General features: G+C 66.5%; 8 protein-coding genes. 4 read left to right on the top strand and 4 right to left on the bottom strand.

The window, feature by feature from the left end; all coding sequences use genetic code 11:
* Positions 1-2 precede the first annotated feature (2 nt).
* On the bottom strand, positions 3-974 hold the full coding sequence (gene nudC / locus ACX80O_RS00825) for an NAD(+) diphosphatase (RefSeq protein WP_459332187.1): 972 nt from the start codon (positions 972-974) through the stop codon (positions 3-5).
* A 131-nt stretch (positions 975-1,105) separates the two neighbouring features.
* On the opposite strand from nudC, the gene ACX80O_RS00830 reads away from it, so the two are divergent.
* The gene (locus ACX80O_RS00830; RefSeq protein ID WP_459332188.1) at positions 1,106-2,347 is read left to right on the top strand and encodes a macrolide 2'-phosphotransferase; all 1,242 of its coding nucleotides are present in this window, start codon (positions 1,106-1,108) and stop codon (positions 2,345-2,347) included.
* A gap of 25 nt (positions 2,348-2,372) precedes the next feature.
* On the opposite strand, the gene ACX80O_RS00835 is transcribed toward ACX80O_RS00830, so the two are convergent.
* Genes ACX80O_RS00835 through ACX80O_RS00845 form a run of 3 tightly spaced genes read right to left on the bottom strand, consistent with a single transcriptional unit; the run spans position 2,373 to position 9,549 of the window.
* On the bottom strand, positions 2,373-5,891 hold the full coding sequence (locus ACX80O_RS00835; protein WP_459332189.1) for an ATP-dependent helicase: 3,519 nt from the start codon (positions 5,889-5,891) through the stop codon (positions 2,373-2,375).
* Positions 5,888-9,124 (bottom strand): ATP-dependent helicase, encoded by a 3,237-nt coding sequence (locus ACX80O_RS00840; protein ID WP_459332190.1) that lies wholly within the window; start codon positions 9,122-9,124, stop codon positions 5,888-5,890. The genes ACX80O_RS00835 and ACX80O_RS00840 overlap by 4 nt, the downstream gene beginning before the upstream one ends.
* Positions 9,121-9,549, bottom strand: a complete 429-nt coding sequence (locus ACX80O_RS00845) for an MGMT family protein (RefSeq protein ID WP_459332191.1) — start codon at positions 9,547-9,549, stop codon at positions 9,121-9,123. Before ACX80O_RS00845 ends, ACX80O_RS00840 begins: the two co-directional genes overlap by 4 nt.
* Positions 9,550-9,612: 63 nt before the next feature.
* Between ACX80O_RS00845 and ACX80O_RS00850 the strand changes: the two genes are divergently transcribed.
* The 3 genes from ACX80O_RS00850 to ACX80O_RS00860 all read left to right on the top strand — a co-directional run bounded on the left by ACX80O_RS00850 (position 9,613) and on the right by ACX80O_RS00860 (position 12,222).
* On the top strand, positions 9,613-10,299 hold the full coding sequence (locus tag ACX80O_RS00850; RefSeq protein WP_459305491.1) for a 3'-5' exonuclease: 687 nt from the start codon (positions 9,613-9,615) through the stop codon (positions 10,297-10,299).
* Positions 10,300-10,501: 202 nt separating this feature from the next.
* Complete coding sequence (locus ACX80O_RS00855; RefSeq protein WP_459332192.1) at positions 10,502-11,476, top strand: methionine ABC transporter ATP-binding protein; 975 nt, start codon at positions 10,502-10,504, stop codon at positions 11,474-11,476.
* A complete protein-coding gene (locus ACX80O_RS00860; protein WP_459305489.1) occupies positions 11,476-12,222 on the top strand; it encodes a methionine ABC transporter permease in 747 nt (248 codons plus the stop codon). The genes ACX80O_RS00855 and ACX80O_RS00860 overlap by 1 nt, the downstream gene beginning before the upstream one ends.
* Positions 12,223-12,257 lie beyond the last annotated feature (35 nt).

Consider the following 12,257-nt stretch of genomic DNA (forward strand, 5'->3'; position numbering starts at 1 on the left):
GCCTATGGCCGGCCCTCCGCGGGTGCCACGTCGAGTGGCCCGCCATACCAGTGCTCGATCAGGGCCCGGGACACTGACGCGCCGGTGGGCACCGTGATGTCGCCGTCCCGCACCGCGACGGCGAGCTCAGCCCGGGTGAACCACCTGACGTCCATGATTTCCACGCCGTCGGGGACCTGGTTGGTGTTCACTGCTGTGGCGATGAACCCGAGCATCAGGGACGCAGGGAACGGCCACGGCTGCGATCCGAGGTACTGCGGCGAGTGGACGTTGATTCCCGATTCCTCGGCGACCTCGCGGATCACCGCCGCCTCAAGCGATTCGCCGGGTTCGACGAAACCGGCAAGGGTGGAGAACCTGCCCTCGGGCCACCCGGCCGCGGATCCCAGGAGGAGCCGGTCGTCGTCGTCGACCACTGCGACGATGATGGCCGGGTCGGTCCTGGGGTAATGGTCGGACCCGTCAGCTGGACACCTGCGCACCCAGCCTCCCTCCACAACCTCGGTCAGCGTCCCGCAACGGGGGCAATGAGTGTGCTTGTCGTGCCAGTTGGCGACAGCCGCAGCCTGGACGAAAATGCTGGCGTCCCGCCCCGAAAGAGCTGTCGCCGCGTCGCGGAGGCCCATCCAGGCCCCCTCCTCACCAATCGCCGTGTCCACCTCGTCCAGGATGGCCAGGAAGACATGGCTACCGGCGGGAACGCCGCCAGGCTCCGGATCGTCGGCGAGCGTCTGCCCCAGATAGATGGGTGTTGCCGGACGATCGGCCGTAGCCGGGTCGACGAGCAGCAGGGAGCCGTCGATCACCGGCGACCGTCCGTGGGCGATGAACATCACACGTGTCGTGGGCGCCTCCCACAGCTCGCCGAGGAGCGCTGGGCTAGAGCGCAGGGCTCCTCCCCGGTCCAGCGCCACCCGCGCCATGGGCAGCGATCCGAACGACTGCAGGGCGGGGATCCGGAGGGTTTCACTCATGGTTCTACGGTACGTTCTCGCTCCCCCAAAACACATTTCAGTACCCGTTGATGGGGGGCGGTCGGCAGCTTCTGACGACTCGCCGACCGGCAACGACCCATTCCGGGAAGGACCGCCCTACCGTTGAGGGTGTGAAACGCACTCCCATGGAACTCGCCGCGATTGCCAGCGCCGCCGTACCCGGGCTTACCCCCACGGGGGTGGCGGGCGTCCCTGATGATGCCGCCGACTTCGAATCGGCGCTGCTGGTCGATGATTCGGGGAAGCAGTGGCGGGTACGGTCCCCCCGGCACCCTGATGCGTCGATGAGGCTCGAAACCGAGCTGCAAGCCCTGAAAGCGTTTACACCGGCCATCAGGGCGGAGTTACCGTTCCTGGTGCCTCACATCGCCGGGACGCTGAGGCAAGGCGAGCTGTGCACTTTTGTGTACGCCCACCTCGAAGGCTCCCCCCGCGAACTGGACGACCTTGCCTCTGGCGGCGGACTGGCAACAGAACTGGGCAGGATGCTGGCGGCCATTCATGATTTGCCGCCACTCCTGGTCCACAACGCTGACCTGCCGAGTTACGAGGCGAACGAATTCAGGCAGCGCAAACTGAACGAACTGGATCAGGCTGCCATCACGGGCCGGATCCCCGCACACCTCCTGCGGCGATGGGAGCATGCGCTGGAGGATGTCACCCTCTGGCGGTTCCATCCGACGGTGGTCCACGGAGATCTTCATGAGGACAACCTGCTGATCGCGGCTGGACGGGTCGCTGCCGTCACCGGCTGGACCGATCTCCGGGTAGGCGACCCTGCCGACGACTTCGCCTGGCTGCTGGCCGCCACCAACCCAAGGTTCGCCGAGGACGTGCACCGGGCCTATGTTCTCGCGCGGGCGGAGGCCGCCGACCCGCATCTCATGCGCCGTGCAGCACTGGCCGCCGAGTTTGCCCTGGCGCAGTGGCTGGTGCGGGGCGTGGCGATGGACAATGCCGAGATGATCGCCGAAGCCGAAGACATGATGACTTCCCTCGACCGGGACCTGCAGGTCGAGGAGGCCGCCATGGCCGAGTACCGGTCCGCCCAGGCCGATGCTGACGACGACGCCGGGCGCACGGCGCCCGAGGAGGACGAAGAGCCGGGGACTGACGTTGCCGACGGCGGGGGCAACGTCCCTGAGGAAGCTGTCATCGGCAGAGCCACCGACGACGGGCGTGCCAGTGATGACGTCGAAAGTGACGTCGCAGACGCTGACGACGAACCCGCTGAGGCTGATGAGCAGGACGGCAGGACGGCAGCGACCTCATCATCCCAGCGGTTCTCGGTGTCACCGGTTCCCGCCGACGACACCGAAACCTCCTCGCTGCCCATTATCAAGTCCAGCTGACCGCTGGCCCGGCCGGTCGGCCTGCTCAGTCCTTCCCTGGAGCGGTTGCTTTCCGGATGATCTCCTCCAGCCCAGCCTCCGTGGCCAGATTGTGCGGCCGGATCACTGTGTCGGTGCTGGCGTAGTAGAACGCGGCCTGGACCGAGTCCAGCGGAACATCCTTCAGCCGCGCCCAAGCAAGCCGGTAGACAGCAAGCTGAACAGATCGCACGGCGAGTTTGTCGCGCGACGGCGGTGTGCCGGTCTTCCAGTCGACCAGTTCCCACCTGCCGTCGCCATCCCTGAATACGGCATCGATGCGGCCGCGCACCACCAGGGCACCCACCCTCGTTTCGATCGGTACTTCCAGCTCCACCGGAACACGGTGAGCCCAGACCGACCCCTTGAACGTTTCGATCATGCTCTCAAGATCAAGGGCCTCGTCAATGTGGGAGTCCGCTCCGGGGTTCTCACCTAGATCCAGCATTCCGCTGGTGCCGTAGAACTCCTCAATCCAGGAATGGAAGGCAGTGCCACGGCGTGCCGCCATGCCGGGGCGTCGCGGCACCGGCCGGCGGAGCTGACGGGCCACGGCCGCGGGATCGTCGGAGAGCTCGACGAGGAGGGAGGCCGAGATGTGGGCGGGAAGCACCACCTCCGGGTTCCCTGCGCGCCGGGCATGCCGTGCCAGAGCCAGCCGCGTCTCCTCGTCCCACCGTCCGCCCTGGACGGCGACCCCATCAGGACGCCCGGCGTCGGACCCGATGACGGAACCCGCCGCTGCTGCAAGGACTGCTGCAGCGGCCGACTCGATACCCGTCCGGCGGGAGCGCAGCGGATCTACCGGCCAGGCAGCGCGGGCCTCCACGGCGTTGGCCGGGTTGGTGTCCCCCTCGTTCTCCTCTGGCAGCCAATGCAGGACGGTGTAGCCCGGTTCGTGATGTTCAGTGAGTTTCCTCAGTTCGGTCAGATACGTCGAAGCCGGCGTCGGTTTGGTTCGGCCACCGCCCCAGGCCGATGAAGTGCACACCAGCACGTGTTTCGCCCGGGTGAACGCGACGTAGGCGAGCCGGCGTTCCTCCCGTCCAGCGTGATAGCGGGCCTCCGAAGTGAAAGTCTTCTCGCTGGCAATCCAGGACACCTGATCCGGCTGCTCCCAGTCCCATTGGGGGAGCTCGCCGGCATCTCCGCGCAGGTTCCAGGGAATAGCCGAGTCGCCGCTGCTCCAGCGGGAGTCGGACCCACTCGGGAAAGCGCCTTCGTTGAGCCCGGGGACCACAACAATGTCCCACTCCAGCCCTTTCGCCGCATGCACGGTCAGGAGCTGCACCGCATCGCGACTGGTTTCCAGTGCGGTCACCGGAAGCCCATCCTCTTCGGCATCCGCTGCCTCAAGCCATGCCAGGAACGCAGCAAGATCCACGCGCTCAGCTGTGGAGCTGAACCCGGCGACGGCATCCACAAACGCGTCAAGGTTCCGCCTGGCCTCGTGGATACCCACCAGTGGTTTGGCGGCCACTTCAATGTCAAGAAGGATCCTGCGTTCCACCTCATTGATCAACGTGGTGAGGTCATCACCGACGAAATCCCTGAGCAGTCGCAGCTCATCCCGGAGCCGCGTCAACCGGGTCCGCCCCTCGTCGCTCAGCCCACGGCCGCTCCTGGACACCCAGCCCGTCGGCGGGAGCTGGTCAACTGCCTCTACCAGGCTGCCCGACTCTACCGTGTCAGGCTCTACCGTGTCAGGCTCTACCGTGTCAGGCGGGACTGCAGTCGGGGCAGCCGGACCGGTTTCCGGCGCCCGGCCCCAGCCCAGGTCTGGACCCGACTCTGGACCCGACTCCGAACCGGGCTCCGAACCGGGTTTTGTTCCGTTGCCGGATGCCAACCACGCCCTGCGCTGGGCCAGGTGCCGCGACCAGTCGCCCAGCGCCATGATGTCGGCCGGACCGATCCGCCACCGGGCCCCCGCAACCAGCCGCAACAGGGAATCAGACCGGTCCGGGTCGCCGAGCACTCTCAACACGGCAAGCAGTTCGACAATCTCAGGGGTCCTTAGCAGGCCGCCGAGACCCACGATCTGCACCGGGATGCCCCGCTGCTCAAGTTCTCTGCGAATGGGTTCAAACTGCCGTCTGCCCCGGCACAGCACTGCCACAGTCGGTGTGAGCCGCCTGCCATCCTGCCCCCGCTCGAAGCCGCGCCGCCGATGCTGTTCGACCTGATCCGCCAGGATCGCCGCCTCGCCCGGAACGGTTGCGCCGTCTCTACTGACGGTGGCCTCGCTGAGGAACCGTCCGAGATAGACCTCGCCCACGCCCGCCCGGGGTTTGGGCTCGAGCGGTGGAACGATCAGTTCGGTGGTCCGGAGCCAGCTCGGCGGCCGGTTAAGCTCTCCTGCGACGACGTTGGCTGCAGCAAGGATGCTGGTGCCGTTCCGCCAGGCGATGGACAGATTCGCGACCGGCGAGGGCCGCAGACCGCCCTCAAGCGCGAGGGGAAACGTGGTGCGGAACGTGCCGAGTTGCCCCGCTGATGCGCCCCGGAAGCCGTAAATCGATTGGTGCGGGTCCCCCACCGCGGTTACTGCCCGACCGTCGCCGAAGAGCTTTGAGAACAGCACCATCTGGGCGAAGGAGGTGTCCTGGAATTCGTCGAGGAGGACCACCCGGTATTTCTGGCGCTCCAGCTCAACCGCCTCGGGGACATCGCTGACGATCCTTGCGGCGAGCGCAACGAGATCACCGAAGTCGAGCTGCCGCCGGGAGTGCTTGGCGTCGGAGTAGTGTTCAACCAGCTCCGTGATGGTGACGCGGGTACGCAGTTTGTCCAGCATCTTGGCCACGGCCTGCGCTGGACGGCGCGAGGTCCCTGCGGCGTATTCCAGATTGCTTACCGCCGACAGGTGCTCCCTGAGTACCGCCCGCACTTCCGCCGGGGTCACCAGATGTTCAGCACACTCCCCTGCCATCGTCAGAACCGCCTTCACCAGGGTGGACTTCGCCGCACTGAAGTGCTCCCACTCGCCGTCGTACGCCTCAACGACCGTGCTGGACAGCTGCCACGCCTGGGCCGCCCCCAGCAGCACCGAGTCGCGCTCGACGCCGATCCGCAACCCATAGTCCTGCACAATGGCGTTCGCGTAGGAGTGGTAGGTGGAGACGCTCGGGTCAAGCCTGTCGCCAGCATCGTCCTCGTGTCCTGCGGCCGCCAGCGCCGGGTACAGCGCGGTAAGCTGCTGGCGGATTCGGGCGGAGAGCTCCCCCGCGGCTTTCCTGGTGAACGTCACCCCCAGAATCTGCTCGGGCCGGACCAACGCGTTGGCCACCAGCCAGACCACCCGATCGGCCATGGTCTTGGTCTTACCCGACCCCGCTCCGGCAATCACCAGCAATGGCTCCAGCGGAGCCTCAATGATGGTGACCTGGTCTGGGGTGGGGTATTGGACCGGGGTCGATGGATCCCCGTGCAGGAGTTCGGCGAGCTCGCGGGCGGAGTACCGCGGGGCCGGCGACCCAGCGACCTGGACGGCTCCTGCCGCGCCGGATTCGGAGGTGGTGGTCATTCGGTCACCTGCCGGCCTTCCGGGCACAACGGACAGATTTCCGGGAGCCGGCACCCTGACCCGCCGTGCCCGGAACGCTTCGGATCATGGACAGCGTCGAACTGTGCCGCGGACATCAGACGGGCCGCCTCCTCAATCATCTCCCGCGCCCACCGGTCGTCGGCGGCCAGGGGCGGTTGCTGCTGGACTCCTGCTTCCTTGCGGGTGGTCCCGAGCTGCACCAGCGCGGCTCCGCCCGGTCCCGCGGGCTCCCCGTCGGTCAGGGCCCCCTCGGCCACTGCCACCTGGTAGGAGGCCAGCTGCGGATGTCGATCGAGGTCTGCCAGGGACGGCGAGGATTTGCCGGTCTTGAGGTCGACGATGACCAGCCGGCCTTCGTCGTCAATCTCCAGCCGATCGATCTGTCCCCGCAGCCGCGCCATCCGCAAGCCCTCCCCCGTCGGCACCTCAAGGTCCACCTCGAAGTCAACCTCGGTGCCGAGCAGCGACCGTCCGTCCTGGCGCATGGAAATGACGTATCCGGCCAGCTTTCGGACCATCAGTTCCGCGCGCTGGAAATCACTCAGTCCTTCCCAGTTGTCCTTCATCCCCAACGAAGGCCACCGCCGTTGCAGCTCTTCGACGTACTGGCTTCCGGTGGCGTCAGGGAGGTCCTGGGCAATGCCATGCACGAGCGTACCCAGCGAGCGGGCGAAATCCGTTGTGGGTTCCCCACCCACCGCTGACACAAACCAGTTCAACGGTGACTTCAGGACCGCGTCGACCTTCGAGGGTGATACCGGGATGGGCTGGTCCGGCGGCACCACCGGGGCGCTGGAGGACGGCTCCTGGAGGCCCCACCAGCCGCAGGGGTGGGCCCCCGGCACCTCGGGTGAGTGATTGACCATGGCGCCGAGGTGACGGGTCGCCTCGCGCGCAAGTTCGGGGAACGTGGCTTCCTGCTGGGCGTACTTCCTGAGTTCAGCCACCAACGCCCGGAGCGTCAGGGGCCGTTGCACCTCGGTCCGCACGCGTTCCAGTTGACCCGGCGGCAGGGGATCCACCAGGTCGAGGAACGGTGATGGTTGAGCCTCATCCGATGCGACGGCGCAGCAAATCAGTTCTTCAACCGCACGTGACACTGCTACCGAAAAGCTCCTCAGTTCGTCGAAGCGGATGTCCTGCATCAGGGTCAGTGGGTCACGATGGCGCCGGAAATCTGCGCCGTGGTCCATCAGGGCGGTGAGCTCACCTGACCCCAGCAGCTCCCCACGGAGACGCAGGTTGGGCCAGATCCCCTCCTGGATCCCTGCCACAATGACCACCGGCCATTGACGGCCGGAGGCACTGGCCGGGGTCAGTAACGCCACCGACTCCTGGTGCTGGGCCCGCGGCGCCAGGGTATCCATGGGCAGTTCCTGGCTGGTCAGGTACTCGAGGAACCGGGCAGGCGGCGCCCCCGGTACCTGGTCGACAAACCGCTCGGCGGTCTGGAACAGGGCGACTACCGCGTCGAGATCCCGGTCCGCCCGCACCGATGAGGCTCCCTCGGCGACGGCCACATCGGCCCATTTGGTCGACCACCCCGAGGCTTCCCAGAGCGCCCACAACACCGTCTCGGGGTTGGCCCCCGGCGCCGCCAGCGCCGATGCTCCTGCTGAGATCATCCGGGCTATCCGGCGGGCCGCAGTGCCGCCCCGCAGTCCAGGCCCGGTCAGGGAGGGGTCGGTGAGAGCCTCCACCAGCAGTTCGTCGCTGGTGCGCCCACGTCCGGCGGCCAGTTCCGCCTGCCGGAGACTCTGACGCAGCTGACGCAGCTCAAGCGTTCCCGCGCCTCCCATCCGTGATGACAACAGTGATACGGCCAACCCTGCGTCGAGGGTGTGCTGGCCGAGGACTACCCCGAAGATGTCCAGCAGGGGCTTCACCGCTGGTTCATCCCGGATGGCCCGTTCGGCCACCGGAACATTGACAGCAATTCCCTGACCCGTCAGGTAGCGCTGCAACTCAGCCACCTGGGCGCCAGTGCGCACGATCACCGCGATATCGGCAAGGCTGCGCCCACCGAAAAGCTGTGCTTCAAGAATCCGTTGGGCAACATAGCGCAACTCATGGAAAGACGAGTCCACCAGGTGAGCAGAGACGACGCCGGACTGCGGGACAATGCCCGGTCCGTGCTCCGGTGGTTCAAGCGTCCGGTATACCGGTGCGCCTCCCACAATGGAGATTCGCGACGCAACGTTCTGCCAGGCGTTGGCCAGGGGTCCGGATAAGCGGTACGAGGCAGTGAGGGCCACCGTCAGCAGCTCTGTGGTCACCGCGAGCTCCTGTGCCAGCCTGCCGGTGAGCTCCGGGCGGGCACCCCGGAACCCATGGACCACAGTGTCCGGGCAGGACGCCACCAGCACGTCCCGGTCCCTGCCCAGCAGGGTGAGCAGCGCGTGGACCGCCGCATTGGACTCCTGATAGTCATCCACCAGGATCAACTGCAACCGGGACCGCTCCTGGGCCAGGAACTCCTCATCGAACTCCAGGAGGTGCCGGGCGGCTGTCAGGACTCCCGCCGGGTCGAAGGCCTCCGGCATCCGCAGATCCAGCACATCACGGTATTCCTGGTACAGCCGTGCCCCGGCGGTCCAGTCAGGACGGTCGAAGCGCTTCCCCAGCTCAGCCAGCTCGGCGGGGTGCATTCCGTACTCGCTGACCCGGTCGAAGAGCTCCCGCACTTCCTGCCGAAAACCCCGGGTCCCCAGGGCAAGGCCTAATCCCTCGGGCCAGCCGAGCGGCGCCGCGCCGGGCCGGTTGTGCCCGTCCAGGAGTTCCTTGATGATCAGATCCTGTTCCGCCCCGGAAAGCAGCCGGGGACTGCGGGACAGTTCGGGCAGCCGCCCTTCGATCCGTGCCCTGCGGATCAGGTCGAACGCATAGGATGCCCAGGTCCGCGCCGGCGCGGCACTGAGGCTACGGTTCAGCCGTGTAGTCAGGGCGTCGCGGAGCCGGGCCGCGCCGACCCGTGATGGAGCCAGCACCAGCACGGCGGACGGGTCGAGACCTTCGTGGTTGATCCGCCGCACTGCGGCCTCAATCAACACAGTCGACTTGCCGGTTCCGGGACCGCCCAATACCAGTACCGGCCCGCTGCCGGCCCCAAGCTCAACTACGGTCCGCTGGTCACGGCTGAGCAGCGGAGCGGACGAGGCGGGCCGCCCGATCGTAGGATCGGCTGCAACGACCAATCGCGGTTTCAGACTCATGCCTGAAGCCCATCATGGGGCTCTGACATTCTGCGCGGGAACCCGGAAACCTCAGCCAGCTGCGAGCGGATCGCGTCGAGGACCACCCGCTGCTCAGCCGTGGGGTTCCACCGTGCCGCGCCCATATCGATCGTGTACCCGTCGTCAGGAGAGGTGTCGTTTCTGGTGTGCCCGACGGCGCGCAGGGGTGTCCCCTCAGCTTCGTAAAACGGGGACGCCCGGATGCTGTGACCGGCCGGAGGCAGTCCGCTGGCGCGCACCACCCGCCACCAGGGTGTTCCCTCGCCGGCCCGGGACATGGCCGCGCCGACCTGCCGGGGCCCGGCACATTCGAGCAGTTCGGCAATGTCCCCGTAGGACAGCACTGAGCCGCGGGGGATCACCGCCGCCACCTCATAGACCGCCTCGGCGAAATCCTCACACATGAATTCCAGCCTAGCCGGACGGACCTCCCGCAAAATGTCGGAGCCAACGGATAGCGTCGAAACATGGACAGCTGGCAGAACCACCCCCGCGCGGCCTTCGACCTCGAGACCACCGGCCGGGACCCGTCGGAGGCCCGGATTGTGACCGCCTCACTACTTCTTGTCGACGCCGACGGTTCCGTTCTGGAGCAGCATGAATGGCTCGCCGACCCGGGTATTGATATACCCGCCGAGGCCGCAGCAATCCACGGTGTCAGCACAGAACGTGCCCGGCGCGAGGGCCAACCCGTAGACCGCGTTGTCCGCGAGCTTGCCGCGGTCCTCGGGCGACTGTTCGCGGCGGGAATCCCTGTCCTCGCTTTCAACGCCCGCTATGACTTCACTGTGCTGGCCAGCGAAGGGGCACGGCACTCGGTGCCGGTACCTCATCCCTTCCCCGTCCTCGATCCCTACATTATGGACAAGCAAGCCGATCGCTTTCGGCGTGGAAAACGGACCCTGACAGCTATGTGCGAGCACTACGGGGTGGTCTTCGAGAACGCGCACACCTCGGCGGCCGATGTGCTGGCTACCCTCCAGGTGGCTGCAGTCCTGGCCGCCCGGTTTCCGCACCTGCAGCATCCGGCTGGGGTGCTGCACGCATCGCAGGTGGTGTGGGCGGCACGGCAGGCCGCAAGTTTCCAGGAGTACCTGCGGCGCGAGGACCCGGCCGCAGTGGTTGAAGGTCGCTGGCCCGCCATCGCCTCGTAATCGGACCGTACCGGCGGCTCCGATTCGCAGATTCTTCGATATGTAGGCGGGAAACGCTGCGGTGAAGCCCCGGGCGTGATGCTCGGCACTAAAGTTCAGTCATTTCTTTCATGCGTGTGAAGATAGTTTGGGCGTAGGCCAGTGCGCCCGCGAGCCGTGATGCGTCGAACCATCCGGCCGCCTCCAGCAACCGTGAGGGACCATGATCACCGTTTCCGATCTGCGCAAAACCTATCGCCAGGGCGCCCGCACCATTACGGCGTTGGACGGCGTGAGCCTGACGGTGCCCCGCGGGTCGATCCACGGCATCATCGGCCACTCCGGGGCAGGAAAGTCAACGCTCGTCCGCTGCCTGACCCTGCTGGATCGTCCCAGCTCGGGATCGGTCACCATCGACGGGCGGGAGCTCACCGCCGTCAAGGATTCGGAGATTCGGACAGCGCGTCGCCGGATCGGCATGGTGTTCCAGCATGCCAACCTATTGGATTCCCGCACGGCCGCACAAAACGTCGCACACCCCCTGGAATTGGTGAAGACCCCCAAGGCAGACATCATGTCGACCGTCGCGCGGCTCCTTGACTTGGTGGGACTGGCTGGGTTCGCAGACGCCTATCCGTCGCAGCTGTCGGGCGGCCAGAAACAGCGGGTCGGTATCGCCCGCGCCCTCGCATCGGATCCCGATGTGCTGCTCTGCGATGAACCCACCTCCGCCCTTGACCCCTCAACGACGGACGACATTCTGGATCTGATCCACAACCTCACCGACACACTGGGGTTAACAGTCCTGGTCATCACCCACGAGATGAACGTGGTCAAACGGATCTGCGATTCGGTGTCCCTACTGGAAGACGGGAGGGTCGTCGAAGACGGGCGCCTGCAGCACGTCGCCGCCAAACTCGACGGCAAGCTTTCCCGGGCACTACTGCCGCTGCCCGCCCACATTCCCGGTCCCCTGCCGGCCCTCGAGTTGCTGCTCGCCGGGGACGTCGCATCCGGTCCGGTCCTGTCCGATCTCGGACGCCGCTTTGACCTGAGCATTAATGTCCTGGCCGGCAGCGTCGAGAACCTCGCCGACAGCCGTTTTGGCCGCCTGCGCATCGAGGTGGGGGAACAGGCGCCGGTTGATGACATGGTGCAGTACCTGCAGTCCCGCGGCGTAGCAGCGAAGGTGGCGTGATGGATTTCCTCGACCAGCTGTTCACCAATCCCGGTATCACCCGTGCGTTGCCCGAAGAGTTCGTCGCAACCCTGCAGATGGTTGGCATTTCCGGCTTTTTCACCCTGCTGATCGGCCTGCCGCTGGGAGTGTTCCTTTCCACCAGCGCTCCCGACGGGCTACGACCGATGCCGGTCACCAATAAGGTGATCAGCGGCGTCGTCGTCAATATCACCCGGTCAATCCCCTTTGCCATTCTGATGGTGTCCTTGATCCCCCTGGCCAGGCTCCTCACCGGCACCTCGATCGGGCCGGTCGCGGCGTCGGTGTCCCTGAGCATCGGCGCGATCCCGTTCTTCGCCCGGCTGGTGGAAACCTCCCTCCGCGACGTCGGCTCGGGTAAGGTCGACGCCGCCCTGGTGATGGGCTCCACCCGTTTGCAGGTGGTCACCAAGGTGCTGCTCCGTGAAGCACTCCCCGGTCTGATCGCAGCCTTCACGACGACGCTCGTCACCCTGGTGGGCTACTCCGCCATGGCAGGCATCATCGGCGGCGGCGGGCTGGGCCGGCTCGCCTACAATTACGGTCTGCAACGGTTCGACACCACGGTCATGGTGGTGGTGATCGTCATCATCGTGCTCATCGTGCAGGCCATCCAGCTTGCTGGCGACTGGGCCGCCCGCCGGGTCGACCACCGGTCGGCCGCTACCGCCGGGCGGGGCCGTGGGCTCCGTCGCCGAGCCACCCCACAGGTGGTTGGCAGCTAGCCATCCGCCCGGGCGGACGTCATCCGCACCACAAT

The organism is Arthrobacter glycogeni, from assembly GCF_054511155.1.